This is a genomic window from Bacillus sp. FSL K6-6038 (assembly GCF_038050455.1).
In the GTDB taxonomy this organism is placed as follows: domain Bacteria; phylum Bacillota; class Bacilli; order Bacillales; family Bacillaceae_G; genus Bacillus_A; species Bacillus_A pseudomycoides.
In genome coordinates this window covers 4,002,810-4,028,593 of the sequence record NZ_JBBOUH010000001.1, presented here as the reverse complement: position 1 = coordinate 4,028,593, position 25,784 = coordinate 4,002,810, and the positions used below count along the sequence as shown (strand labels likewise).

Genomic DNA, 25,784 nt, shown 5'->3' with positions numbered 1-25,784 from the left:
CGAAATAAAAAAAGAAGGGTTTGTTTCGATGGGATATGTAGAGGAGTTACGAAAAGTAGTTGGTCATCGCCCTTTAATTTTAGTTGGTGCTGTTGTTCTCGTATTAAATGAAGGTGGACATGTTTTATTACAACAACGAACAGAACCGTATGGAAAATGGGGATTGCTTGGTGGTTTAATGGAGCTTGGAGAATCCACAGAAGAGACAGCTTGCCGTGAAGTATATGAAGAAGCAGGAATTTATGTGAAAAATTTAAAACTCATTAATGTGTTCTCTGGAGCTAATTACTTTATAAAATTAGCGAATGGTGATGAATTTCAATCTGTAACGACTGCTTATTATACAAATGAATATGAAGGTTTGCTAGCTGTCAATAAAGAGGAAGCGGTTCAGCTTAAATTCTTTCCCGTTACAGAATTGCCTGAGTATATTGTAGGATCACATAAAAAAATGATTGAAGCATATGAGAAGATAGAAAAAGAAAGTAGAAATAATATATAATAGCTATAGAAATACAAAAACACAGTTCTGGTTGGTAGTCCAGACGCATACTAGTATGTCAGTAACCTTCCCCTCCGGGATGTCCAGTATTTCTAATTTTTTTCTAAGGAGGGGCTGTCGATGAAATTGACAGTATATCATGATGATCAGTTTTTTGTAGGAATGATTGAGGATACACATAAAGGGATTTTGTATGCAGCGAGGTATATTTTTGGTGCTGAGCCATCAGACGAAGAGATACTTGTATTTGTAAATAATACGTTGCTAACGTATTTTAATCACTTTGCCAAATGCGGTGTTAAAGTGGAAGAGAAAAAGCGTCCGAAAAGTATAAAACGTATCATAAGAGAAGCTGCAAAAGAAATGCATACAAAAAGCTTTACGAAGGCACAAGAGGCAATTAGTTTATCTTATGAATTGCATAAGCAAGAAAAGCGAGTGCAATCTAAGGAACAGCGTGAAGCAGAAAAGCAGAAAAAACGCCTTATCAAAGTGCAAAAAGCAAAACAAAAGCATCGCGGACATTAAGAAAAAACGTCTTAGGACACTTGTTCTAGGACGTTTTTTCTATACGCAAAAGAAGAATACAAGTAAGTTTACTTGTATTTCTAAAACGGTAACTGGTAAGATATATATAGAGAGATCTAGAGGAGGGAAAACATTGATTAACTTTAACTTTTTTATGAATGATGTTGTCCGTCAAGCGCGTGAAGAAATTGTTTCCGCTGGATATACAGAATTAACAACACCATCCGCAGTTGATGAGGCATTTAAGCAAACAGGTACGACACTTGTAATGGTAAACTCAGTATGCGGTTGTGCAGGTGGTATTGCTCGCCCTGCTGCTGCGCATTCCGTACATTATGATAAACGTCCAGATCACCTTGTAACAGTATTTGCGGGGCAGGACAAAGAGGCAACAGCACGTGCACGTGAATATTTTGAAGGATATCCACCATCTTCTCCGTCTTTCGCATTATTAAAAGATGGAAAGATTGTAACGATGGTTGAACGCCATGAAATCGAAGGCCATGAGCCAATGCAAGTCATTGCAAAATTACAATCGTACTTTGAAGAGAATTGTAAAGAGGTTTAATAGAAAATAAAAAACGGTACATACACTTATAAGTGTATGTACCGTTTTTTATTTTGTTCCATTTATTAGGATGTTTGTGGGCAGTAAAATCCTGATTGGTGAGGGCTAATAATCAATAGAAGTTAAAGAAAGTCCCCCTCTGATTAAAGTTTCACTTTATAGGAGGTGAAGTTAATAACATTTGTTTATAATCATTTGTAATGAGAGGGAATATACATGAAATGTATAATTTATACACTAATTTATACATTAATCAACCTAGAAAAACCGTTTTAATAGAATTTATGATTTATTTTTATTTTAATTGTTGCATAAAAATAAAATCACTGCTACAATACAAACATCGAATAAAAATTCTATAAAACTTTTAAATATACATTGTTAGGGGGAAGAAATATGAAGAAGTTATTATCAATTTCATTTGCACTTATTTTAATAATAAGTATGTTTAGTGCTTGTAGTAAGGGAGAAACAAAGGAATCGAATACGAAGAAAGATAAGAAAGTACTCGTTATGGGTACTTCAGCAGACTATAAACCTTATGAATATGTGGAAGCTTCAAAGAGTGATGAAATTATCGGTTTTGATGTTGATATTGCAAAGTATATTGGGAAAGAACTTGGTTATGAAGTGAAAGTGAAAGATATGGATTTTGGAGGATTGTTAGCATCGCTTAGCTCGGGGAAAGTTGACTTTGTTATGGCTGGTATGACACCAACTCCAGAACGTAAGGGAAATGCGGATTTTACAGATATTTATTTTGTTGCTAAAAACATGATTGTTTCGAAAAAGGATTCAGGTATTAAGTCATTACAAGATTTGGAAGGTAAAAAAGTAGGGGTACAAACAGGTTCTATTCAAGAAGAAAAAGCGAATGAATTTAACAAGCAAGTGAACTTCCAGGCGGAGGGGCGTGACCGTATACCAGAAATCGTACAAGAAATTCAGGCTGGACGTTTTGATGCTGCTATTTTAGAAGATACAGTTGCTAAAAATTATTTAGAAAAAATCAAAGGTTTACAAGGGATTGAAATTCAGGAAGCTCCAGAAGAAGTAGGAGCAGCAATTGCCCTTCCGAAAAATAGTGACAAAACAGCAGAATTTAATAAAGTGATTAAGAAGATGCAAGAAAATGGTGAAATGGACAAATTAGTGAAGAAATGGTTTGGCAGCAAAAAATAAGCTGCCTTTCTCTTTTCTGTGAGAGGAATGACAAAAGATGAACTTAGATTTTTCGGCAATTACTCCGTCGATACCATATATATTAAAGGGACTAGAAGTTACACTGAAAATTGTAGCAGTATCTGCTTTAGTTGGTTTTATACTTGGAACGTTATTAGCACTTTGTAAAATTGCTAGAGTAAGAGTGTTAAATATCGCTGCTGATTTATATACATCGATATTTCGTGGTACACCACTTGTCTTGCAATTAATGATTATTTATTTCGGTGTTCCGCAAATGATTGGATATGATATACCAGCATTTTTAGCAGCAGTACTTGCATTTAGTTTAAATTCGGGTGCATATATGTCAGAGGTAATTCGTGCAGGAATTCAGGCTGTTGATAAAGGACAGACAGAAGCTGCGATGGCTCTCGGTGTTCCATATAGAAAAATGATGAAAAATATTATTTTACCACAAGCATTAAAAAATATATTACCAGCGCTTGTGAACGAATTTGCAACACTTACGAAAGAGTCGGCAGTAGTGACAGTAATTGGTGCGACTGATTTAATGCGCCGTGCATATATTGTAGGCGGTGAAACGTTTAAATATCTTGAACCGTTACTATTTGTTGGACTTGTTTACTATATTCTAGTAATTATTCTTACATTAGTCGGGAAAGCAATTGAAGGGAGAATGAAGAAAAGTGATTAAAATTGAAAACCTTCATAAATCATTTGGACAAAATGAAGTACTAAAAGGAATTACGACAACAATCGAAAAGGGCGAAATTGTTGCGATTGTTGGACCGTCTGGGTCAGGAAAATCAACATTTTTACGTTGTATGAACGTACTAGAAACACCTACAAATGGTCACATTTGGATTGGGAATGAAGAAGTGACCAATCCAAAAACAAATATTATGAGTGTTCGTGAAAATGTTGGAATGGTGTTTCAACATTTTCACTTATTCCCTCATATGACAGTATTAGAAAATATTACGTACGCACCAGTAAATGTAAAAGGTGTGGCAAAACCAGAAGCAGAGAAAAAGGCGAAGGAACTTCTTGAAAAGGTAGGATTGCTCGATAAAAAGGATGCATATCCAAACCGTCTTTCAGGTGGACAAAAGCAGCGTGTAGCCATTGCTAGAGCATTGGCAATGGAACCGGAAGTTATGCTTTTTGATGAACCAACATCGGCACTAGATCCTGAAATGGTAAAAGAAGTATTAGAAGTAATGAAATCTTTAGTGACTACAGGAATGACAATGGCAATTGTGACACATGAGATGGGATTTGCAAAAGAAGTAGCTGATCGTGTGCTCTTTTTAGATGGTGGAAAGCTTGTTGAAGATACAAGTCCAGAACAGTTTTTTACAGAACCAAAAAGCAAACGCGCACAAGAATTTTTACAAAAAATATTGTAACATGTAAAAGTTACGTGAATAATAAGGAGAAAAGGATGACAGCTTGTCATCCTTTTTTTATACTTACTGTAAATACGTTTATACATATAGGAGCAATGATATGTTTAAAATTGGATATCGTACAGTGAAAACAGCAGTTGGAACAGGTGCGGCAGTTTTTATTGCGCAGCTATTCGGTTTGGAATTTTATAGTTCTGCGGGCATTTTGGTTATTTTGTGTGTGCAAAATACGAAACGAAAATCACTCCAAGCATCTTTGCATCGGTTTTTAGCTTGCTTATTATCGATGGTATTCTCGTTTTGTATTTTTGAAACAATTGGTTATACACCACTTGCTATTAGTTTGTTACTTCTTACTTTTATCCCAACAGCTGTTATGCTTAAAATTCAAGAAGGGATTGTTACAAGTTCAGTTATTGTCATGCATTTGTATTCATTAAAACATATCACATGGTTAGCGATTGGAAATGAAATTGCAATTTTAACAATTGGAATTAGTGTGGCTTTATTGGTAAATATGTATATGCCAAGTGCAGAAAAAAAATTAAAAGGGTATCAGGAAAAAGTAGAATGGAATTTTAAAACGATTTTATTTGAGATGGCTGTATATTTACGAAATCGAGATAGTACATGGGCTGGAAAAGAATTAATTGAAACAGAGGACATTTTAAAGCAAGCAAAAGAGTTATCCTTCAAAAAACTTGAGAATCAATTTATGCGAGAAGATGATTATTATTATCGGTATTTTGATATGCGTATGCAACAATTTGAAATTTTAGAGCGGATTATGCCGCTTGCAGCTTCCTTATCGTGGTCATATGAGCAATCAGATATGATTGCGGAAGTGATTGGAAACGTGGGGAATTCTATTCGTCCTGAAAGCACAGGTCTTATTTCACTTAGACAATTACAAGAAATGCGAGAGATTTTTAGAGAAATGCCACTTCCTAAGACACGTGAAGAATTTGAAATGCGTGCGAAGCTTGTTCAACTTGTTTATGAAATGGAGCAATATTTACTTATTAAAAGTAGGTTTAAAGGGAAGGATAATGTGAAAGAACTTATATAAATCCAAATTAAAAAGCCAACATCAAACCATTCTTTTTAGGTAGGCAAGAGCATCCGGCCATGCATAGAAGCGGTCAGTTCCTTTTTTCGCCCCATGCCGTGTGAAAATAAAAGAGGAAATAAGTGGAGAGTAGTTTTTGTTTTCATAGCCGCAGCTAATATGTCGAAAAATCAAAGTGGATTTATATATATAGGGAAGGAATGAATCATGTCGTATTTTCTGTCCTTACTATTATGTTTTTCTCTTTCACCGATATGGCCTCTTGGAGATAATCCGCGTGCTGGAGATCCATTTATTATTGTAAATAAGCAGACGAACAAGCTTGCTTATATTGATGATGGTAAAATACAAAAGGTCTTTCCTATAGCGACGGGAAAAACAAACGAGTTAACGCCAGAGGGAAGTTTTGATATTGTAATGAAGGCAAAAAATCCTTATTATATTGCGAAGGATATCCCTGGTGGTTCACCAAAAAATCCACTTGGCTCTAGGTGGATGGGATTTAATGCACGAGATACTGACGGGAGTAAATATGGTATTCACGGTACAAATCAGCCAAGCTCAATTGGAAAATATATTTCACAAGGATGCATTAGAATGAAAAAAAATGATGTGGAATATTTATTTGATCGCATTCCAATTGGAACAAAGGTATGGATTGTAAAATCGAAAAGAACATTTCAGCAGCTTGCAAAAGAAAAAGGAGCTCTGGTTTACGAAAAGGTCAACCGAACAAGTTGGCTTTTTCTTTCCATGAACTTGTCTTGACATGTGTACATATCCATGTATTAATGAGGATATACGAAGATTATTGGAAAAGGAGTTGCTCGTATGTATTTGAATCCAAGGCTTTCTTATATGCAGTTTTTTATTGGCTTTCTATTCATTGTGACTTTCATATTGGCAACTTTTAATGTATGTTCTTTTCTGGTGTCAATTGTGTTCATGGCACTTTTAAATGTAACTTTTGTTATAGGAGCGTTTCAGCAAAAACATTATACCAGCTTTGTTATGGCCCTTGTGATGGCTTTTTCATTTAGTATTGTAGCGCTTGTACTAATAATAAAATAAAATATAAATCATTCATTAAAATGATTGTGATTGAACAGGCTGTTTATTTTCTATCCAGGAGAATAAACAGCCTGTTTGTGCTAAGAAAGGACGACATTATATATCGTCCTCCTTACCAAAACATACTTGCTCCAGTGAGTAATGTTGTTACAAGCATTGAAATTAGCATAACGTATATCATAACTTTTTGTGCTTTCTTATTCATGTTAAACCTCCTTACAATCATTCCAACTCTCCCTCGCTATTTGCGGACAGTAACACTCCCACTTTAAAATTCAGCAAAAGCAAAGAAGTTAGGTGGGAGATGAACTGTCCGTAAAAGCCCAATTGGTGAGGATTAATAATTATTGGGGGAATGGAGAACCCCCAATAATTAAAGTTTCACTTTATTGTATCGAGAAATGGAAACATGGACAAGGGTATAGAGAAGACAAAATTCGAGAAGTGCATCTAAAATATAACAGGAAAATTTGAAATACACAGAGAATATAAACAGCATAGGACACAGTTTTTTCGGTGCCTTTTAAAAAAGTTTTGCAAGCTGAAGAATGGAGATACGATAATGAAAATATATGAAACAGAACGTTTGCAATTAAGAGAAATCGATGAGTCGTATGCAGAGCAAGTTCTTCAATATTACGACAAAAATCGTGAGTTTTTAAAGGCGTGGGAAGAATATCGACCAGATGATTTTTTTACATTGGATTATCAAAGAAAACGGTTGCAAAAAGATGAGAAAGAATTTGTAGAAGGGAAAATTATTCGATTATGGATTTTTAAAAAAGGTGATGATACGAATATTATCGGTTGTATTTCTTTCAATTTAATTGTGCGTGGAATTTATCAGTCCTGTGTTCTTGGTTATAAACTAGATAAAGATGAATTAAACAAAGGTTATACGACAGAAGCGCTTAGAAAAGCAATTGAAGTGGCTTTTCAAGAATTCCAATTACATCGTATAGAAGCCCCGATTATGCCCCGTAACTTAGCATCTATTCAAGTTGTAACGAAGATTGGCTTTCAATATGAAGGGGTGTCCCGGAAGATGTTAATGGTAAATGGGGTTTGGGAAGATCATATGCGGTGGGTCCTTTTAAATGAGTAGAAGAAAGCAGATGGTTATCTAGATGTGTGAACCATCTGTTTTTTTAGCTTGTCTTTCGAAACTTTTGCGAAATTCTGTTATAATTAACGATGTTACATACTTAATGCAATGCAGGAGGCGCATTCTCATGATTAATCAAGAACGTTTAGTAAATGAATTTATGGAACTTGTGCAAGTAGATTCTGAAACAAAATATGAAGCAGAAATTTGCAAAGTGTTAACAGAGAAATTTACTGCTTTAGGTGTTGAAGTATTTGAAGATGACACGATGGGTGTAACTGGACATGGTGCAGGTAACTTAATTTGTACTTTGCCAGCGACGAAAGAAGGAGTAGATACAATTTACTTCACTTCTCATATGGATACAGTAGTTCCTGGTAAAGGAATTAAGCCTTCTATTATAGATGGTTATATTGTATCAGATGGTACTACAATTTTAGGGTCAGATGATAAAGCTGGATTAGCATCCATGTTTGAAGCAATCCGCGTTTTAAAAGAAGAAAATATTCCTCATGGAAAAATCGAGTTTATTATTACAGTTGGTGAAGAATCAGGTCTTGTTGGGGCGAAAGCATTAGATCGTGAACGTATTACAGCAAAATATGGCTATGCATTAGATAGCAATGGAAAAGTGGGCGAAATCGTAGTTGCAGCGCCAACGCAAGCAAAAGTAAATGCGATTATTCGCGGGAAAACAGCTCACGCCGGTGTAGCACCTGAAAAAGGTGTATCTGCAATTACAATCGCAGCAAAAGCAATTGCAAAAATGCCACTTGGTCGTATTGATTCTGAAACAACTGCAAATATCGGTCGTTTCGAAGGTGGCACACAAACAAACATCGTTTGTGACCATGTGCAAATTTTCGCAGAAGCTCGCTCTTTAGTAGATGAAAAAATGCAAGAGCAAGTTGCAAAAATGAAAGAAGTATTTGAAACAACTGCAAAAGAAATGGGCGGTCAAGCAGATGTTGAAGTAAAAGTTATGTACCCAGGATTTAAATTTGCTGATGGCGATCATGTTGTAGAAGTTGCAAAACGTGCTGCTGAAAAGATTGGTCGTACACCTTCTCTTCACCAAAGTGGTGGCGGAAGTGACGCAAACGTAATTGCAGGGCATGGTATTCCAACAGTAAACTTAGCAGTTGGTTATGAAGAGATTCATACAACAAACGAGAAAATTCCTGTTGAAGAATTAGTAAAAACAGCTGAACTAGTTGTTGCAATTATTGAAGAAATAGCGAAATAATTGTAAGCATACGAAAAAAATGGCGTGTAAACCATCATAGGTTTACACGCCATTTTCATTTGGATTCGATTGCTTTTACAAGGCGAATGAGCCAATATAAAAAAATCCAGGGGAGTATATACGTTGTTGCAACACGTACTAAGTGAGGTAGCAGTGCGAAGGTATTCACATTAATATTAAAAATCGGCAGTAGTAAATAATTAATAGCAATAATTAATATAATAACGAGGAACGTGTAATTGAGTTTACTATGGTTTTTCATATCACCCTCTCCTTTTACATAATTATCCATTGCTGATTTCAGTATATCAAAAAATAGTCGGAAAGAACGTGTTTTTGTGATTGAAAAGCTCCACTGTTTTTGAGGAATTTGATATAATAAATTCAGGAACAAACGTTCTTTTTTTGGGGGGTGAGAAACATGAGAGAAATGTATCCAAAAAACGGTCGTGTCATTCTACATGTTGATATGAATTGTTTTTTCGCGTCAGTTGAAATTGCCCATGATCCATCATTAAAAGGAAAACCATTAGCGGTTGCAGGGAATGAAAAAGAACGAAAAGGGGTTATTGTAACATGTAGTTATGAAGCAAGGGAATACGGAGTACGTACAACAATGCTCCTTTGGGAAGCGAAGCGGTTATGTCCAGAGTTAGTTGTGAAGCACCCGAATTTTAAATTATATCGCGAGGCGTCATTTGAGATGTTTCAAATTCTTTCACGCTTTACTGAAAAGATTCAGCCAGTTTCTATAGATGAAGGTTACTTAGATATAACAGATTGTTATGGATTAGGTTCACCTCTTGAGATTGCTAAGATGATTCAACAAACATTATTAACAGAATTACAGTTGCCATGCAGCATTGGAATAGCCCCAAATCTTTTTCTAGCGAAGACTGCGTCAGATATGAAAAAGCCGCTTGGTATTACTGTGTTTCGGAAACGAGATATTCAGGAATTACTTTGGCCACGTCCTGTTGAAGCAATGCATGGAATTGGTGAGAAAACAGCAGAAAAGCTAAAAGAAATCCATATACATACAATTGAACAGTTGGCAAAGGGAGAAGCGCATGTGATTCGTGCAAAAATAGGAAAGCACGGCGTTGATTTACAAAAACGGGCAAAAGGTATGGATGATAGAGAAGTCGATCCAAATCAAATGGGACAACATAAAAGTATCGGAAATTCAACAACATTTTCGAAGGATATGGATGAAGAGAAGGAATTGCTTGATATGTTAGAGCGCTTATCGAAATCAGTTAGCAAAAGGCTACAAAAACGGACTCTTGTCAGCTATAACATTCAAATTATGATGAAATACTATGATCGGCGTACAGTAACGCGGAGTAAACAATTAAAAAATGCAATTTGGGAAGAATGTGATATTTTTCAAGCTGCTTCACGTTTATGGAAGCAACATTGGGATGGCGATCCGATTCGATTGCTTGGTGTCACAGCTACGGAATTAGAATGGAAAACAGAATCAATTAAACAACTGGATTTATTTTCATTTGAAGAAGATGCGAAAGAAGAGCCACTATTAGCTGTGATTGACCAGATTAATGATAAATATGGAACTCCTGTTTTACAAAGAGGGAGTCAGTTATTTCGAAAGCAGGAGAAATCTTTTCGGCATAAATTGGAAAATAAATTTATGTAAAAAAGTGTCATGGTAATTTAGTACTCATGACACTTTTTATATTTAACTCGCTTCTAAATCTAATGAAGTTTTCCATCTGCAGTCGTTACTCCAGATTCCAAAAGCATTTGATTTACTACTTTCTCGATTAAGGCTACTTGATTTGTTACCGAGAATTAGGAAATACTCTTCGAACGGTTTCGGTAAATTCTTCAAATAACCCTGTTACTGGTTTGCCTTGGTTAATTTTGTCCGCATAGTCTCTCATTCGATCTACAAAATCAGGATTTGAAGATACAAATACATGACGAATATCTGGGTCGGTAGCTCTAACTTGATCTGCAACTTTCTTTTCTAATTGCTTTGTGATTTGTCCTTTTACATTTTCACGTAAAACAACTGCAACATAGGCATTTCTATTTGTGACGATTACATTTGCCTTGTCTATTTCTTCTAGTTCAACGATTCGATCTGCCGCTTTATTTGCTATATGCAGTCGTGTTTCATTGTTCGTGACACCGTTCGTATTATTTTTTACTCTTTGAAGGTTAGTGTTGTTTCCTTCGTATGTAACATTTCGTACGCCATTGTTTTCGCGATTATCCAATGCTTTCTCCTTTTGCTTTCCTGCACATCCAAGCAATGAAATAATTGCCAAAAAAATGATTGAAAACATCTTTAATTTTTTCAATGATATCTCTCCTTTACAATACTATGTTTTTAAAATGACCAGTTGGCCATTTATTATTCATAGTAAAAAGGGGATGATATTTTGTATATTTTATAAAAACAAAAAAAGCATCGATTTTCGATGCTTTTTTATTTTTATCCCGCTATTTGCGGGCAGTAAGACCCCCATCTCAAATTTCAGTGAAAGCAAAGAAGTAGTTAGATTGGGGATCAACTGTCCGTAAAAGCCCGGTTGGTGAGGGCTAATAATCAGTGGGGGGTGAAGCGACACTGATTAAAGTTTCACTTTATAGATTATGAGATGGAAGGATTTTCATAAATCACAATCTCTGAATTGTTTGTTGTTGAAATACGTTGTGCATAATATGTGATAGATGAAGAAATGTATTCAGGTAACGTTCGATTTGTATGCGATGTGGTGTATTCATGAATTAACTCTTTTAAAGTCGTCCATTCTAGTGGTGCTGGGTGATCAGACACGAAAGAACTTACCCAGCGATCAAATGAAGATGAAAAATCAGTTTGTAAACGAAATACTTCTTTCATAGTTAAACGCTCCCTTTATTTGTAATACAATTATTTTACTATAAAACACGAACGATTGCTATTTTTTTATCGTTAACGTTCGTTTAATATAGTTGTCTAGATGAGTAGTTCATAGAAATTCATTTGCCATTTGAAATAACATTCCGTAAGATGAAAGATAGATTCTATAAAGAGCTGGAGGAAAGAAAGTGGAATTTGTATTTTTAGGAACTGGTGCAGGCGTCCCTTCAAAAGGGAGAAATGTTTCGGCAATCGCTTTGCAGTTGTTAGAAGAACGAGGTGAAACGTGGTTATTTGACTGTGGTGAAGCAACACAACATCAAATTTTACATACATCAGTGCGTCCACGTCGCATTGAAAAAATATTTATTACACATTTGCATGGAGATCATATTTTTGGGTTACCTGGTTTATTAGGGAGTCGTTCCTTTCAAGGAGGAACAACTCCATTAACAGTATACGGACCAAAAGGGATTAAGCAATTCATTGAAGTCGCATTATCGGTGAGTACAACACATGTTAAATATCCACTTGAAATTGTAGAAATTACTGAGGAGGGTATTGTTTTTGAAGACAAGCAATTTCATGTAGAAACGAAGAGGTTGTCACATGGAATTGAATGTTTTGGATACCGAATCGTTGAGAAAGACATACAAGGACATCTCCTTGTTGAGAAGCTGCTAGAAGCTGGCGTAAAGCCAGGGCCAATCTTTAAACGTTTAAAAGACGGTGAAGTAGTTGAATTAGAGGATGGAAGGGTTTTACACGGAAAAGACTTTATTGGTCCACCTCAAAAAGGAAGAATCATTACGATTTTAGGGGATACACGTTATTGTGAAGCAAGTAGAATCCTTGCGCAAGATGCAGATATACTTGTACATGAAGCGACATTTGCAGCAGCAGATGAAATCCAGGCACATGATTATTTTCACTCCACAACAGAACAGGCGGCAAGTATTGCATTGCAAGCGAATGTGAAACGGTTAATATTGACTCACATTAGTTCGCGTTATCAAGCAGATACATATAAGGAATTGTTACAAGAAGCTCAGTTGTTGTTTGCAAATACAGAAATAGCTATGGATTTGAAATGTTTTCCAGTAGAACGATAACATTTTACAAACAATGGCAACATAAGTTTGCCATTGTTTTATTTTTTATAAAAAATTTTTTCTCTACAAGATAGTTGAAACTGTTATCATTTGATATCTATATGAACTAATACAGGGATTTTAAGATTTTCAGATGAATATGAGAAAAACACATAACATCGGTCATTTTGAAAAACTGTTATATAGGTAGTTTGTCTTATTGTTACTACAAGAGAAGTAAAAAAAAATTAATTCTGAAACTTTGAAATTCAACAAAAGTAAGCGTTTCATAAAAAACAAGCTATAATGAGGGCAAATTACAATTCGTCGGGAGTTACAGCGTGCATTTTAGCCATTTTTCGTAACGAAACGAAATTGACTAAAAGAGAGAGGGCATCATGGAGATTATTAAGGGAACCGTATTATTATTATTTGTACTCAGTCTTTTTTCACTCTTTAGTTTCTTGGAGAATCAGCAGGTAGTCTAGGCGGAGTAGCTGGTGCAACTCTTGTTGCGTTAGCAATGGGGGTATCACCTGTTTATGCTATGCTTGTAGGGGCTTCTGTGTTAAAATTTGGATTGCTACCAGGATTTATTGCTGGTGCGATTGCCGGACTTATGGTTATGTATGGTTTTAATGATCCGATGAAAGTAACGCTATGTTTCTTATGTATTATGGTGTCTGGTATTATTGCAGGATATATTGGCTCACTTCTATTCAAAAACTATCCAATTCGTACAGCGGAGCAAATTCGTGGTACGGGAGGAAAGGCAACAGAATCGGCAGCTTAATAGAATAGTAGTAAGCAATTTTTTATAAAAGATTTAGGGGGAATCATGATGAAATATCGCTCAGTATTTGATATTATCGGTCCAGTTATGATTGGGCCGTCCAGTTCACATACAGCAGGTGCAGCAAGAATGGGGCAAGTTGCTCGTCAACTTTTCCGTCATGAACCAAAAAGAGTTACGATTTCGTTATATGGCTCGTTTGCAAAAACATATCGTGGTCATGGAACGGATGTAGCATTGATTGGTGGTATACTAGGATTTGAAACAGATGATACACGTATCCCAAGTGCGCTAGAAATTGCAAAAGAGCGTGGGATTGAAGTGGACTTTATTGAAGAAGAAGCGAATGCACCACATCCGAATACAGCGAGAATTCGTTTGTATAAAGGAGAAGAGGAGATTGAAGTGGTCGCTTGTTCAATTGGTGGTGGAAAGATTGAAGTGGTGGAATTAAATGGGTTTGATTTACAACTATCAGGAACAAGTCCGGCACTTCTTATTGTAAATAATGATCGCTTTGGAGCGATTGCATCTGTAGCTTCTATACTTGCCAAACATGAAATTAATATTAGTACGATGAGTGTCTCACGTAAGGAAAAAGGAAGAAGAGCGCTTATGGTCATTGAAACAGATGAATTGTTGGCAGATGAAGTTATCGAAGAAATTAAAGGACAATCTAATATTTGTCAAGTAACTATTATGGATTAATTGCAGGGGGGACACACCATGTTTCGGAACGCAGCGGAACTAGTGGCGCAAGCTAAAGAACAGAATGTAAAAATTGCAGAAATTATGATTCAATGTGAAATGGAGACAAGAAGTATCTCTCGTGAAGAAGTACTTGCAGGCATGGAGAAAAACTTAGTCGTGATGGAACAAGCGGTAGAGCGTGGTATTAAAGGTGTGAAATCACCGACTGGTTTAACTGGCGGAGATGCGGTGAAAGTACAAGAGTATATGAAGAGCGGAAAAGGTTTATCTGGGCATACGATGTTGGATGCAGTGAGCAAAGCGGTTGCAACAAACGAAGTAAATGCAGCAATGGGAATCATTTGTGCAACACCAACAGCTGGATCAGCTGGGACTGTACCAGGCGTACTATTTGCGCTCAAAGAAAAATTACAGCCAACACGTGAAGAAATGATTGAATTTCTATTTACAGCAGGAGCATTTGGGATGGTTGTTGCCAATAATGCTTGCATTTCAGGTGCAGCTGGAGGTTGTCAAGCTGAGGTTGGTTCAGCAAGTGGAATGGCAGCAGCGGCAGCTGTTGAAATGGCTGGAGGAACACAAGAGCAAGCAGCTACAGCGATGGCGATTGCTTTAAAAAATATGCTAGGGTTAGTATGTGATCCAGTTGCTGGACTTGTAGAAGTACCTTGTGTAAAACGTAATGCAGCAGGTGCTTCAAATGCTATGATTGCAGCGGATTTATCACTAGCTGGTGTAACAAGTACAATTCCATGCGATGAAGTTATTGAAGCGATGTTTAGAATTGGGCAAACAATGCCAGTTGCACTTCGTGAGACAGCTGAAGGTGGACTAGCAGCAACACCAACAGGGCGTCGCCTTCAAGAAGAGATTTTTGGGAAGAGTAGCAAATAAGAGAATACAATCGTGATAAAAGAACGGAGCTCAGATCTATTTTCTGAGCTCCGTTTATTATTTTTCGTTTGTTAATTGTTCTAATGTTTTTCCAAGTTCATGTGATCGTTTTGTAGCTTGTGTAATACATGCGACGAGTGCTTGTTGAAAATTAAAACTTTGAAGAACCTCGATCCCAGCTTCTGTCGTTCCACCAGGAGAGGTGATTTCTTTTCGTAAGATAGAAGGGTGCTTAGTATTAGCTTTAAGCATTTCAGCGGCACCGATCATTGTTTGTAAAATAAGTGATTTAGCCACAGACTCTTCTAAGCCGATCTGTTTTGCGGCTTCTTCCATTGCTTCAACTACGTAATACACGTACGCAGGGCCACTCCCAGATAGTGCAGTAACAGCATGCATATGTTCTTCTTCCACCACTGAAACAAGGCCAATTGTTTCAAATAAAGATTTAGCAATGTAAATGTGCTGCTCTGTTGCATGCAAGGATGGAGAAATAGCTGTGGCTGATTTTAAAATAGTGGCTGATGTATTTGGCATTGCTCGGATAATCGGAACATTTTTTTGAAGCAGGCTTGTAATAGAACTTGTAGAAACACCTGCTAATAATGAAATAACGAGTTGATTATTCGTTATATATTTTTTTATAGGTTGAAGTGCTTCTGCGACGTCTTTTGGCTTCATTGCAAGGAAAATAATATCCGCATGAGCAAGTAGTTCTTCTTTGTTATGTGTGCCTTTGACACCGTATTTTGTATGTAATTCCTGTAATCTTGTTTCATTTGAGCGGTTACTTACTGTAATTTGTTCACCCGTTACAACCTTCGCATCTAATAGACCGGCGATGATTGCTTCAGCTATAGATCCGGCACCTAGAAAGGAAATATTTTGAATAGACATGATGAAGCCTCCTTAATTTTTGTAAGAAAAACTTATAAATTTACATACATTCGTTTTATTATAGAAAACACCTCCTTTTTATCTGAAAATAATGACAAATTTTTAAAGAAGTTGTAAACTGAAGAGGGATTCATTTTTGAACCGGAGAGAGACGGGGGGCATAAACATGGTAGCAATTCATCGAATGGAGATTCCTGTTCCATTTGCAGTTGAGACAGTTAATGTGTTTTTAGTAAAGGGAGAATCATTAACATTAATTGATACAGGGACAAATACAAAAGAGGCCAGGGCAGCATTAGAAAAACAATTAAGGACTTTAGGATATAGGATAGAAGACATTGAAACAGTAGTGATTACACATCATCATGCTGATCATTGTGGGCTTTTAAATACATTTTCTGAGAAGACAAATATTGTGGGCCATCCTTGGAATGAGCCGTGGATTACGCAGGATTCTCAATTTTTGAAACGTTATCAACAATTTTTTAAAGAAGCCGCATTACAGTTCGGAGTTCCAGAAGCATTTTTGAAGGATGAAGCATTACTTACGACGAAAACACTTAAATATTCTTGTAATAGATCGTTAACGCATACTGTACGAGAGGGAGACAGTATTGAATCGTTACCTGAGTTTACAGTTATTGAAACACCTGGGCATGCTTCGACTCATATTTCGTTATACAGGGAGCGTGATGGACTATTAATTGGTGGGGATGCTTTAATCAGTCATATTTCCTCCAATCCGATACTAGAACCGCCATATGAAGGACAGACAGAGCGAGCGCAACCTTTACTACAATATAATCAAACATTAAAACGTTTAAGTAACATGAAGATTTCACGCATTTTATCAGGTCATGGAGAAGACATTGTGAATGTGAAAGAGCTGATAGACGGAAGGTTGCAAAAACAAGAAACACGTGCTTTCAAAGTGTTAGAATTATTAAAAGAAAAACCGATGACAGCCTTCGAAGTATGTGTGAAATTATTTCCTGTATTATATAAAGAACAATTGCCACTTACGATTTCGGAAACAGTTGGACAATTGGACTTTTTAGCATATAATCAACAAGTGATGATTGATGAATCGTCGCCACAATTGATTTATTATGCAAAGTAGGTGACAGCGATGACGGGACGTTTACAAGAAAAAGTAATCGTCATTACAGGAGCTTCTAGTGGAATTGGAGAACAAGTTGCGATGCAAGTTGCAGCGCAAGGCGCGATTCCTGTATTAATAGCGCGGACAGAAGAAAAACTACGAGTATTAGCTGGAAAGATTAAAGCGACTTACAATACGCCTTGCTATTATTACGTATTAGATGTAAGTGAAGAAGCAGAGATTGATACTGTTTTTGCAAGAATATTAAAGGATGCAGGGCAGATTGATATATTGGTAAACAATGCTGGTTTTGGTATTTTCAAAACGTTTGAAGAAGCGTCCATGACTGAAGTGAAAGATATGTTTCAGGTCAATGTATTTGGATTAGTAGCTTGTACGAAAGCAGTATTACCTCATATGTTAGAGAGAAATAGTGGACAAATCATTAATATTGCTTCGTTAGCAGGGAAAATTGCAACGCCAAAATCTAGTGCGTATGCAGCAAGCAAACATGCGGTATTAGGATTTACGAATAGCTTACGCATGGAGCTCTCAAATACAAATATTCATGTAACAGCGATTAATCCAGGGCCAATTGACACAAACTTTTTTGATATTGCTGACCAATCAGGTACATATGTAAAAAATATGGGACGTTACATGTTAAAGCCAACATACGTAGCAGAGCAAATTGTAAAAGTGATGCAAACGAAAAAGCGTGAAGTGAATTTGCCAAAATGGATGAGTGTTGGGCCAAAACTTTTTGCGTTATTTCCAGGTTTTTTTGAACGTATAGCAGGTAAATCATTAAGTAAAAAATAGGAGATTTCCATTTGGAAATCTCCTATTTTTTATTTTCCCGTAATATATTCATAAACAATATCCTCAATTGCTTCATATACATCGATATTAGGTTCCGAACCAATGGTTGTTTGGACACTTTGAATTAAAGTTTCCCGATCCTCTTTTGAAATAGGTTTACATTGATATTGCCGAAAACTTTTTATCAACATCTTTTCAATTAATTTTTCATTCATGTTTTTCCCCGCTTGCATGTATAAATGTATTGTTTTTATTGTACTTGAAGTATAGAAAAAATACTAGCGTACATCAAAGGTGTATAAAAATTCATGTGTAATTATTGTTTTTCTAGAAAAATTACGTTTTTAAAACTTTTGAAATTAATAAATATTTAATTGACTCTATAAATATACAATATTATAATCATATTTAATTTAAAGAATCGATATAAGGAGGAGCATATGAAAGTCGCGATTATTGGAGCAACTGGATATGGAGGAATTGAGTTAATAAGGTTGTTACATCATCATCCATATTTTTCGATTACATCTGTCCATTCTTTTTCACAAGTAGGGGAACGAATAACAAATGTATATCCGCACTTACAAAATTTTATTGTCCATACGTTACAAGAAATCGACGTGGATGTAATAGCGAAGGAGGCTAGTATTGTATTTTTAGCGACACCAGCAGGGGTTTCGGCGGAGCTGACGCCACGCTTGCTAGCGTCTGGTTTAAAAGTTATTGATTTATCAGGTGATTTCCGTATGTTGAATCCTTGTACATATGAAACATGGTATAAAAGGCCTGCTGCAAAGGAAGAAATTCTTCAAAAGGCAGTGTATGGATTAAGTGAATGGAAAAAGTTAGCTATTAAAGAAACGGAATTGGTTGCAAATCCAGGATGTTTTGCAACAGCGGCACTGCTAGCAGCTGCGCCATTAATGCGGGGCGGGATGATAGAGGAAGACTCACTTATTATCGATGCGAAATCAGGGGTGTCAGGAGCGGGAAAAACACCGACAACAATGACTCATTTTCCAGAGCTGTATGATAATTTCCATATTTATAAAGTGAATGAGCACCAGCATGTTCCAGAGATTGAACAAATGCTTGGTGAGTGGAATAAACAGGCGAAACCAATTACATTTAGTACACATTTAATTCCGATATCGAGAGGGATTATGGTTACTCTCTATGCAAAAGCAAAACGAGATATCCATGCACAGATATTAGAGAAGCTATATGAAGAAACGTATTGTCATGCTCCTTTTGTTCGTATCCGTTCTAAAGGAGAGTTTCCAAGTCCAAAAGAAGTAAGGGGTTCAAATTATTGTGACATTGGAGCGGCTTATGATGAACGAACAGGACGTATTACAGTAGTTTCCGTTATCGACAATATGATGAAAGGAGCGGCTGGGCAAGCAATTCAAAATGCAAACTTATTAGCAGGTCTGGAGGAAACGGCGGGATTACAATATATGCCGCTCTATCCATAAGGGGGAAGAATGATGATTGGAACAGATTCTATTATAAAAGTTGCAAGTGGATCAATTGTAACGCCAAAAGGTTTTGCAGCGATTGGTACCCAGGTTGGGTTGAAAAAAGGGAAAAAAGATATGGGAGCAATTGTTTGTGATGTTCCTGCTAATTGCGGAGCTGTTTATACAACAAATCAATTTCAAGCTGCGCCAGTACAAGTTACAAAAGAAAGTATAGCTGTGGAAGGAAAGCTACAAGCAATTGTTGTAAATAGCGGAAATGCAAATGCATGTACAGGTGTACAGGGGTTACAAGATGCGTATGAAATGAAAACGTTGGCTGCGAAACAATTCCAGCTAAAAGAAAATCATGTAGCAGTTGCTTCAACAGGTGTCATTGGAGTTTCTTTACCAATGGAAGCAATTCGTACTGGTATTTCCTATCTCGTACCATCGAAAGAAAAAGAGAAGGCAGCCTCCTTTTATGAAGCGATATTAACAACGGATCTTGTTATAAAGCAATCATGTTATCAGTTTATGATTGAAGGAAAAGAAGTGACGATTGCAGGGGCAGCAAAAGGTTCTGGTATGATTCATCCGAATATGGCAACGATGCTTAGCTTTATTACAACAGATGTAAATATAGAACAAGAAGCACTCCAGCTAGCATTATCACAAGTTACGAATCATACATTTAATCAAATTACTGTGGACGGTGATACATCTACAAATGATATGGTCGTTGTAATGGCAAGTGGGTTATCAGGAACAACTGCTATTTATACGAATCATACGGAGTGGGAGAAGTTTATGTTTGCTTTGCAAAAGGTATGTGAGGACTTAGCGAAGCAAATTGCTAAAGATGGTGAAGGTGCTACTAAGTTAGTTGAAGTAAATGTATACGGAGCACGAACAGTAGAAGAAGGGAATAAGATTGCGAAACAAATTGTTGGCTCAAGTCTTGTGAAAACTGCAATGTATGGTGAAGATGCAAATTGGGGCCGCATTATTAGTGCGATTGGTCAAAGTGGAGTTGTTATTGATCCTATCGCTGTTGATATTGCTGTTCAGTCTATTCCTGTTTTACAAAGCAGCGAGCCACAAGCGTTTTCTCAAGAGGAAATGAAACAAAAATTAAAGGAATCTGAAATTGTTATTGATGCTCATTTGCACCTTGGAGGGGAGAAAGGAAGAGCTTGGGGCTGCGACTTAAGCTATGACTATGTGAAAATAAATGCTTGTTATCGTACGTAAGGAGAGAGAAGATGAGCGAGTATATCGTAGTAAAATGCGGTGGTAGTATGCTAGAACGTTTAGAACATGTGTTTTTTGAATGTATAGAGCAGCTGAAGAAAAAATATCAAGTTATTGTTGTTCATGGCGGTGGACCAGAAATTGATGCAAAGCTAAAGCGATTTAATATTCCAATTGAAAAGAAGAATGGGTTACGTGTGACGACAAAAGAAGTGATGAATGTTGTTCAAATGGTTTTATGCGAAAGCACGAATAAAAAAATGGTGATGAATTTTCAAAAGCATGGCTTGCATGCAATCGGAATCTCTGGTTGTGATGGGAAATTACTTCAAGTTCAGCCTTTTGATGAGGATATTGGATATGTTGGTGAAGTTAGCGGTGTAGAGACTTCACTATTAAAAGGGTTACTAGATTTGAATTATATTCCGGTTATTGCTCCAATTGGGGTAAGAGGAAACCAGGTTTATAACATAAATGCAGATACAGCCGCAGCCGGAATTGCAGCTGCGCTGGGGGCGAAAGAACTTATTTTTATTACGGATGTAGATGGGATATTGTTCGAAGGGAAGTTGTTAACGAAAGCGGATGAAGCTGAGATCCTACGTCTGATAGAAAAAGAAGTTATTACAGGGGGGATGATTCCGAAAGTGCAGGCTGCTCTCACCTCAATACAGATGGGAGTCGAGCATGTCAGCATTGTAAATGGTACAAAACATTTTGTAGGAACATCAGGGGAGTGGGTTGGAACGACGGTAACAAAAGGGGTGAATATCGTATGAGTAGTCATATATTTCCGACATATGGGAGACGCAGTGTTGAAATTGTTCAAGGAACCGGAACAAAAGTGATAGATGAAAGTGGGGAAAAGTATTTAGATTTTACTTCTGGAATTGCTGTATGTAATTTAGGACATTGTCATCCTGTACTTGTAGAAGCAGTAAAAAAGCAATTACAGGAAATTTGGCATATATCAAATCTTTTTCCGCACAAGGCACAAGAAAAGGTAGCTGAATTGCTAACAGAGGGGCGTGAGTTAGATTACGTGTTTTTTTGTAATAGCGGGGCAGAAGCCAATGAAGCAGCGCTTAAACTAGCGCGGAAGCATACGGGGAAATCTCTTGTTTTAACATTTCAGCAATCTTTTCATGGAAGAACATTTGGAACGATGAGCGCAACGGGGCAAGAGAAAGTAAAAAAGGGATTTGGTCCACTTCTTCCATCTTTTTCACATATTCCCTTTAATGATATAGCTGCGCTCAGGGAGACAATGAATGAAGAAGTAGCTGCAGTTATGGTGGAAGTTGTTCAAGGTGAGGGTGGCGTCTTACCTGCTGATATTTCCTTTTTGCAAGAGATTGAGAAGTTATGTAGACAATATGGTGCTCTTTATATAATCGACGAGGTGCAAACGGGTATGGGAAGAACGGGAACGTTGTTTGCTTATGAACAGACCGGAACATCCCCAGATATCGTTACAGCGGCAAAGGCGCTTGGAAATGGGATCCCGGTTGGGGCAATGCTTGGAAAGAAAGAGCTTATGATTGCTTTTTCAGTGGGGACTCATGGTTCAACATTTGGCGGAAATTACATTGCAATGACAGCAGCAAAAGAAGTACTACAAATTATAAAACAACCTTCATTTTTACAAGAAGTAAAAGAAAAGGGAGAATACTTCCTGCAAAAATTAAAGAAAGAATTACTTGATGTTGAATGGATTACTGATATTCGAGGGAGAGGACTTATGATTGGAGTCGTTTGTAAGTGTGACGTCACATTCATTATAGAACAGTTAGAAAAAGAGGGGCTTCTTGTATTGCAAGCTGGAACGAATGTTTTACGGCTTTTACCACCACTCATTGTAACGAATGAAGAAATAGACGAAGCAGTAAATATGATAAAAAGAGTGATTTGTACACAAAAATCACCAATATTATAAGGGGGAAATTCTATGTCAACTATACAAGTACCGAAATTACAAACGAAAGATCTTTTAACATTAGAAGAACTGACGCAAGAGGAGATAATTGCGCTAATTGAATTTGCAATGTATTTAAAAAAAGAGAAGCATGAACCTTTATTAGAAGGGAAAATATTAGGGTTAATTTTTGATAAACATTCAACTCGTACGCGTGTTTCTTTCGAAGCAGGAATGGTACAACTCGGTGGACATGGAATGTTTCTAAGTGGAAAAGAAATGCAACTTGGCAGAGGAGAAAGTGTTTCAGACACAGCAAAAGTATTATCTCATTATATTGATGGAATTATGATTCGTACATTCTCGCACGCAGATGTAGAGGAGCTTGCGAAAGAAGCAAGTATTCCTGTTATTAATGGATTGACAGATGATCATCATCCGTGTCAGGCATTAGCTGATTTGATGACAATTTATGAAGAAGTTCATACATTTAAAGGGATTAAACTTGCTTACCTAGGGGATGGAAATAATGTATGTCACTCTTTACTGCTAGCAAGTGCAAAAGTCGGTATGCATATGACAGTGGCGACTCCCCCAGGGTATGAACCGAATGAACAAATTGTAAAGCGTGCGCTAGAAATTGCAAATGAGACGGGAGCAAATATTGAAGTTTTGAATGATCCGGAGTTGGCAGTGAAAGGTGCTGACTTTATCTATACCGATGTTTGGATGAGCATGGGGCAAGAAGATACGGAAGGGAAATATCAATTATTTCAACCGTTTCAAGTGAACGAAAAACTTGTTCAGCATGCGAAAGCAACGTATCGCTTCTTACATTGTTTACCCGCTCATCGTGAAGAGGAAGTAACAGGAGAAATTATAGATGGATCGCATTCTGTTGTCTTTGAGCAAGCAGGGAATCGATTGCACGCTCAAAAAGCATTATTGGTAAGTCTACTTCAAAACATCAAAAAACCTTCCTAATCGGGGAGGTTTTTTTGTTACGAAATGTCTGATGTATATTTGGTGAATGTTCTTTGTATCATTTATAATAAGATGAAGTTAGTATAAGTGAAGTTAAATAGGGTTGTTTGTGTCGTAGTATTAAGTTCATACTACGAAGAGAAAAAACTATTAAAGAGATGATAATTGTGCAAACAGGTAAAAAAACATATTCATTTTTTCAACGTATTTGGAGAGTGCTTAAATTTCATTATTATAAGTTGCTCCGGTCGCCAGAAGGAGCGAAGAAAGTGTCACGTGGATTTGCGATTGGATTTGCTTTGGAAATGTTGGTGATTTATACAGCGTCACTTGTTTATCTTATTTTTTATCCAATTGTACGCTTAGCAAAGGGATCTTTTCCAGCAGCGGTTATTGGTAATATTATCGGAAAAATATCATTTCTTCCGGTAATTTTGTTTCCGTTTGCATATGCATTAGGGAAAACTTTATATCCATTTGAAATAAAGGTAATTCAGCATAAACCATATACAATATCTGATCTTTTCTCGAGTAATATTTTTATTATGTTAAAGAGCTTATTACAGAGTGAAGTATATGTATTAATTGGGATGACAATTTTCGGGGTTGTATTTGGAGTAATATCTTATTTTGTTGTGCATTATTTATATGAAAAGAACCGTAAGTTACGTTTGAAAAAAAGAAAAAAACGCGCGAGAGAACCACTTGTACAAATATAAAGAATGTCACATTCATTTTCCGCCTTGAATATGCTTAAAAAAGGAGGGTGAATGAATGTATTATTACTATGTACCTCAAGCATACTCATATGTGCATTATTATCCTGTTCCTTATACAAGGCAACAGTTTGAAACATATCAGCAAGCGCAGCCTTCTCCGGAGCAAAAACCATACTTAACAACATGGCCGTATTCAAATGTATATTATGGAAACTATTATGAATCATAAAGCTGCTTCCTTTGGAAGCAGCTTTATACGTTTGTTTTCAAAATTAAATTTTGAATCGTTTGAAGCGAGTGAATGAGTTGTTCACGATCGCTTTCCGATAATGTTTGAAAGTTTTCTTTTAGTTTGTCTAAAATGAATTGTTGATATTGACTTACTGACGATTTCCCTTCTAGTGTTAGAGAAATTAAAATGACTCGTCGATCTTTTTCGCTGTAGTGACGCTCTATAAGTTCTTCTTGAATCAATTTATTTAATAGAGGTGTCATGTTGGGCCTTGAAATCGCTAATCGCCTTCCGATTTCTGACACTGCTAATGTGCCACGTTCATGCAATAGCAGTAACACCTGTGTATGTGACGGTGGCATGTGCCTTTGTGAAGAAAACTCTCCAGGAAGCATAAATTTGCGATAAAAAAGAGGCACTAACGAAAGAAGATGATCAACAATACGTTCCCATTCGCGTGATTCCATATAAAGGCCCCCTTCCATTATCATTGTAACAAAAAAAGGTACTGTATAAAAATAGAATTGTTCGTTTTTGTTTTAATATTTGTAGGATAGAACTTGTTTAGTAAACGCGTTGGCAATAATTTCATAACCTTTATCATTTGGATGTACTTGATCGTACAATAATTCTTTTTTATCATTTGGTATTAATTTTCGAATTGGTAAAACAATGGACGGTTGATTCGCTTTTGAAATTGAGTAAACCGCATCATTCCAGCCATCTAAAAACATATCTGCATAAGAAGCAATTGAATCATCGAGTTGTAGAGGGTTATAGAGCTCAGATAGAATGAGTAAAGCATTTGGGTTGAGAGTCCGAACGGTCTTTACAATGTTTTTTACGTCTTCTTCAAAATGAGTTTTTTCTTTATTTAACATTTTAATACCATCTATAACACCTACATCACGATTTAAACGGAATAAATTATTTCCTCCAATATTAATGGTAATTATATTTGCTTCTTTAATTTTTTGCTGCACTTCTTCTGCCTGAATTTTTTGAACGAGACGATCTGTTGTAAGTCCGTTCACTCCAAGGTTTTCTACTCTAATCGGTTTGTGAATTTGTTCCTCTATTTGCTTGGAAGCTAATTCGGCAAATCCTCCTTGTGTCGAGCCATATCCTTTTGCGAGAGAATCGCCTAGGACAAGATGATAGAAGGAATCATTTGTTTGTTTATCAATCCAATGAGGAGTAGATGATGCTGATTTTTCTTTTTGTTTTGTTGTCTCATCGTTCTTTTCAAAATGCGAATAAGAAATGATTAGAAGGAGGAGACAAACAATAATTAAGATGACTTTTTTCATAAAATTATCCTCCTTGTAATTGGTTATTGTATCATATTTAGC

At 36.5% G+C, this 25,784-nt stretch carries 33 protein-coding genes; 25 read left to right on the top strand and 8 right to left on the bottom strand.

Annotated elements, in window-relative coordinates; genetic code table 11:
• Positions 1 to 28: 28 nt before the first annotated feature.
• From NSQ40_RS21175 to NSQ40_RS21135, 9 genes are all read left to right on the top strand, one after another.
• Positions 29 to 502 carry an NUDIX hydrolase gene (locus NSQ40_RS21175; protein WP_018766140.1) on the top strand — a complete coding sequence of 158 codons (474 nt, stop codon included), beginning with the start codon at positions 29 to 31 and terminating at the stop codon, positions 500 to 502.
• Positions 503 to 622: 120 nt separating this feature from the next.
• Positions 623 to 1,030, top strand: coding sequence for a YjdF family protein (locus NSQ40_RS21170; protein ID WP_003200179.1), 408 nt, complete (start codon positions 623 to 625; stop codon positions 1,028 to 1,030).
• Positions 1,031 to 1,184: 154 nt separating this feature from the next.
• Positions 1,185 to 1,598 (top strand): BrxA/BrxB family bacilliredoxin, encoded by a 414-nt coding sequence (locus NSQ40_RS21165; protein ID WP_003208428.1) that lies wholly within the window; start codon positions 1,185 to 1,187, stop codon positions 1,596 to 1,598.
• Between the two features lie 396 nt (positions 1,599 to 1,994).
• The gene (locus NSQ40_RS21160) at positions 1,995 to 2,780 is read left to right on the top strand and encodes a transporter substrate-binding domain-containing protein (protein ID WP_003200151.1); all 786 of its coding nucleotides are present in this window, start codon (positions 1,995 to 1,997) and stop codon (positions 2,778 to 2,780) included.
• Between the two features lie 37 nt (positions 2,781 to 2,817).
• Entirely contained in the window at positions 2,818 to 3,477 is a 660-nt protein-coding gene (locus NSQ40_RS21155; RefSeq protein WP_003200153.1) for an amino acid ABC transporter permease, read from the top strand.
• The gene (locus NSQ40_RS21150) at positions 3,470 to 4,192 is read left to right on the top strand and encodes an amino acid ABC transporter ATP-binding protein (RefSeq protein WP_033797228.1); all 723 of its coding nucleotides are present in this window, start codon (positions 3,470 to 3,472) and stop codon (positions 4,190 to 4,192) included. Before NSQ40_RS21155 ends, NSQ40_RS21150 begins: the two co-directional genes overlap by 8 nt.
• Before the next feature lie 100 nt (positions 4,193 to 4,292).
• On the top strand, positions 4,293 to 5,261 hold the full coding sequence (locus tag NSQ40_RS21145; protein ID WP_097786612.1) for an aromatic acid exporter family protein: 969 nt from the start codon (positions 4,293 to 4,295) through the stop codon (positions 5,259 to 5,261).
• A 207-nt stretch (positions 5,262 to 5,468) separates the two neighbouring features.
• The gene (locus NSQ40_RS21140; RefSeq protein ID WP_003200159.1) at positions 5,469 to 6,029 is read left to right on the top strand and encodes a L,D-transpeptidase; all 561 of its coding nucleotides are present in this window, start codon (positions 5,469 to 5,471) and stop codon (positions 6,027 to 6,029) included.
• A gap of 63 nt (positions 6,030 to 6,092) precedes the next feature.
• The gene (locus NSQ40_RS21135; RefSeq protein ID WP_016116232.1) at positions 6,093 to 6,332 is read left to right on the top strand and encodes a DUF3894 domain-containing protein; all 240 of its coding nucleotides are present in this window, start codon (positions 6,093 to 6,095) and stop codon (positions 6,330 to 6,332) included.
• Between the two features lie 112 nt (positions 6,333 to 6,444).
• On the opposite strand, the gene prli42 is transcribed toward NSQ40_RS21135, so the two are convergent.
• Positions 6,445 to 6,537 carry a stressosome-associated protein Prli42 gene (gene prli42 / locus NSQ40_RS21130; RefSeq protein ID WP_018780796.1) on the bottom strand — a complete coding sequence of 31 codons (93 nt, stop codon included), beginning with the start codon at positions 6,535 to 6,537 and terminating at the stop codon, positions 6,445 to 6,447.
• Between the two features lie 357 nt (positions 6,538 to 6,894).
• Here prli42 and NSQ40_RS21125 point away from each other — a divergent pair, with 357 nt between their 5' ends.
• A complete protein-coding gene (locus NSQ40_RS21125) occupies positions 6,895 to 7,437 on the top strand; it encodes a GNAT family N-acetyltransferase (protein WP_003200165.1) in 543 nt (180 codons plus the stop codon).
• A 127-nt stretch (positions 7,438 to 7,564) separates the two neighbouring features.
• The gene (locus NSQ40_RS21120; RefSeq protein ID WP_098101216.1) at positions 7,565 to 8,683 is read left to right on the top strand and encodes a tripeptidase T; all 1,119 of its coding nucleotides are present in this window, start codon (positions 7,565 to 7,567) and stop codon (positions 8,681 to 8,683) included.
• 55 nt (positions 8,684 to 8,738) lie between these two features.
• On the opposite strand, the gene NSQ40_RS21115 is transcribed toward NSQ40_RS21120, so the two are convergent.
• Positions 8,739 to 8,945 carry a hypothetical protein gene (locus NSQ40_RS21115; protein ID WP_029426860.1) on the bottom strand — a complete coding sequence of 69 codons (207 nt, stop codon included), beginning with the start codon at positions 8,943 to 8,945 and terminating at the stop codon, positions 8,739 to 8,741.
• A 159-nt stretch (positions 8,946 to 9,104) separates the two neighbouring features.
• Here NSQ40_RS21115 and NSQ40_RS21110 point away from each other — a divergent pair, with 159 nt between their 5' ends.
• Positions 9,105 to 10,343 carry a DNA polymerase IV gene (locus NSQ40_RS21110; RefSeq protein WP_003200169.1) on the top strand — a complete coding sequence of 413 codons (1,239 nt, stop codon included), beginning with the start codon at positions 9,105 to 9,107 and terminating at the stop codon, positions 10,341 to 10,343.
• A gap of 145 nt (positions 10,344 to 10,488) precedes the next feature.
• Here the strand turns inward: NSQ40_RS21110 and NSQ40_RS21105 are convergent, their stop codons facing one another.
• Together NSQ40_RS21105 and NSQ40_RS21100 are read right to left on the bottom strand one after the other, a co-directional pair.
• Positions 10,489 to 11,013 (bottom strand): YhcN/YlaJ family sporulation lipoprotein, encoded by a 525-nt coding sequence (locus NSQ40_RS21105; RefSeq protein ID WP_018766132.1) that lies wholly within the window; start codon positions 11,011 to 11,013, stop codon positions 10,489 to 10,491.
• 293 nt (positions 11,014 to 11,306) lie between these two features.
• Positions 11,307 to 11,558: a DUF3932 family protein gene (locus NSQ40_RS21100; RefSeq protein ID WP_003200148.1), complete on the bottom strand. Its 252-nt coding sequence runs from the start codon at positions 11,556 to 11,558 to the stop codon at positions 11,307 to 11,309.
• A 188-nt stretch (positions 11,559 to 11,746) separates the two neighbouring features.
• On the opposite strand from NSQ40_RS21100, the gene rnz reads away from it, so the two are divergent.
• The 4 genes from rnz to sdaAA all read left to right on the top strand — a co-directional run bounded on the left by rnz (position 11,747) and on the right by sdaAA (position 15,047).
• Positions 11,747 to 12,670, top strand: a complete 924-nt coding sequence (rnz, locus tag NSQ40_RS21095; protein WP_003200147.1) for a ribonuclease Z — start codon at positions 11,747 to 11,749, stop codon at positions 12,668 to 12,670.
• Positions 12,671 to 13,172: 502 nt separating this feature from the next.
• On the top strand, positions 13,173 to 13,442 hold the full coding sequence (locus tag NSQ40_RS21090) for a hypothetical protein (protein ID WP_003208390.1): 270 nt from the start codon (positions 13,173 to 13,175) through the stop codon (positions 13,440 to 13,442).
• 48 nt (positions 13,443 to 13,490) lie between these two features.
• On the top strand, positions 13,491 to 14,150 hold the full coding sequence (sdaAB, locus tag NSQ40_RS21085; protein ID WP_016116224.1) for an L-serine ammonia-lyase, iron-sulfur-dependent subunit beta: 660 nt from the start codon (positions 13,491 to 13,493) through the stop codon (positions 14,148 to 14,150).
• Positions 14,151 to 14,168: 18 nt separating this feature from the next.
• Complete coding sequence (gene sdaAA, locus NSQ40_RS21080; RefSeq protein WP_003208393.1) at positions 14,169 to 15,047, top strand: L-serine ammonia-lyase, iron-sulfur-dependent, subunit alpha; 879 nt, start codon at positions 14,169 to 14,171, stop codon at positions 15,045 to 15,047.
• A gap of 57 nt (positions 15,048 to 15,104) precedes the next feature.
• On the opposite strand, the gene proI is transcribed toward sdaAA, so the two are convergent.
• Entirely contained in the window at positions 15,105 to 15,944 is an 840-nt protein-coding gene (proI, locus tag NSQ40_RS21075) for a pyrroline-5-carboxylate reductase ProI (RefSeq protein WP_018766129.1), read from the bottom strand.
• Between the two features lie 166 nt (positions 15,945 to 16,110).
• On the opposite strand from proI, the gene NSQ40_RS21070 reads away from it, so the two are divergent.
• Together NSQ40_RS21070 and NSQ40_RS21065 are read left to right on the top strand one after the other, a co-directional pair.
• The gene (locus NSQ40_RS21070; protein WP_098101217.1) at positions 16,111 to 17,064 is read left to right on the top strand and encodes an MBL fold metallo-hydrolase; all 954 of its coding nucleotides are present in this window, start codon (positions 16,111 to 16,113) and stop codon (positions 17,062 to 17,064) included.
• Between the two features lie 9 nt (positions 17,065 to 17,073).
• Positions 17,074 to 17,868: an SDR family NAD(P)-dependent oxidoreductase gene (locus NSQ40_RS21065; RefSeq protein ID WP_018780804.1), complete on the top strand. Its 795-nt coding sequence runs from the start codon at positions 17,074 to 17,076 to the stop codon at positions 17,866 to 17,868.
• Positions 17,869 to 17,897: 29 nt separating this feature from the next.
• Here NSQ40_RS21065 and NSQ40_RS21060 read toward each other — a convergent pair whose 3' ends face one another.
• Positions 17,898 to 18,083, bottom strand: a complete 186-nt coding sequence (locus NSQ40_RS21060; RefSeq protein WP_018766126.1) for a YqzH family protein — start codon at positions 18,081 to 18,083, stop codon at positions 17,898 to 17,900.
• A 225-nt stretch (positions 18,084 to 18,308) separates the two neighbouring features.
• On the opposite strand from NSQ40_RS21060, the gene argC reads away from it, so the two are divergent.
• The 7 genes from argC to NSQ40_RS21025 all read left to right on the top strand — a co-directional run bounded on the left by argC (position 18,309) and on the right by NSQ40_RS21025 (position 24,429).
• On the top strand, positions 18,309 to 19,346 hold the full coding sequence (argC, locus tag NSQ40_RS21055; protein WP_003208399.1) for an N-acetyl-gamma-glutamyl-phosphate reductase: 1,038 nt from the start codon (positions 18,309 to 18,311) through the stop codon (positions 19,344 to 19,346).
• Positions 19,347 to 19,358: 12 nt separating this feature from the next.
• On the top strand, positions 19,359 to 20,582 hold the full coding sequence (gene argJ / locus NSQ40_RS21050) for a bifunctional glutamate N-acetyltransferase/amino-acid acetyltransferase ArgJ (protein WP_018780806.1): 1,224 nt from the start codon (positions 19,359 to 19,361) through the stop codon (positions 20,580 to 20,582).
• An 11-nt stretch (positions 20,583 to 20,593) separates the two neighbouring features.
• A complete protein-coding gene (gene argB / locus NSQ40_RS21045; RefSeq protein WP_097786610.1) occupies positions 20,594 to 21,361 on the top strand; it encodes an acetylglutamate kinase in 768 nt (255 codons plus the stop codon).
• Complete coding sequence (locus tag NSQ40_RS21040; protein WP_033796404.1) at positions 21,358 to 22,518, top strand: acetylornithine transaminase; 1,161 nt, start codon at positions 21,358 to 21,360, stop codon at positions 22,516 to 22,518. Before argB ends, NSQ40_RS21040 begins: the two co-directional genes overlap by 4 nt.
• 12 nt (positions 22,519 to 22,530) lie before the next feature.
• Positions 22,531 to 23,481 carry an ornithine carbamoyltransferase gene (gene argF, locus NSQ40_RS21035; RefSeq protein WP_003208404.1) on the top strand — a complete coding sequence of 317 codons (951 nt, stop codon included), beginning with the start codon at positions 22,531 to 22,533 and terminating at the stop codon, positions 23,479 to 23,481.
• Positions 23,482 to 23,648: 167 nt separating this feature from the next.
• Complete coding sequence (locus NSQ40_RS21030; protein ID WP_003200118.1) at positions 23,649 to 24,200, top strand: DUF2062 domain-containing protein; 552 nt, start codon at positions 23,649 to 23,651, stop codon at positions 24,198 to 24,200.
• A gap of 55 nt (positions 24,201 to 24,255) precedes the next feature.
• Positions 24,256 to 24,429: a hypothetical protein gene (locus NSQ40_RS21025; protein ID WP_003200119.1), complete on the top strand. Its 174-nt coding sequence runs from the start codon at positions 24,256 to 24,258 to the stop codon at positions 24,427 to 24,429.
• 23 nt (positions 24,430 to 24,452) lie between these two features.
• On the opposite strand, the gene NSQ40_RS21020 is transcribed toward NSQ40_RS21025, so the two are convergent.
• Both NSQ40_RS21020 and NSQ40_RS21015 read right to left on the bottom strand, forming a co-directional pair.
• A complete protein-coding gene (locus tag NSQ40_RS21020) occupies positions 24,453 to 24,899 on the bottom strand; it encodes a MarR family winged helix-turn-helix transcriptional regulator (RefSeq protein WP_018766123.1) in 447 nt (148 codons plus the stop codon).
• A 72-nt stretch (positions 24,900 to 24,971) separates the two neighbouring features.
• Positions 24,972 to 25,742 (bottom strand): GDSL-type esterase/lipase family protein, encoded by a 771-nt coding sequence (locus NSQ40_RS21015; protein ID WP_097786609.1) that lies wholly within the window; start codon positions 25,740 to 25,742, stop codon positions 24,972 to 24,974.
• Positions 25,743 to 25,784: the final 42 nt, after the last annotated feature.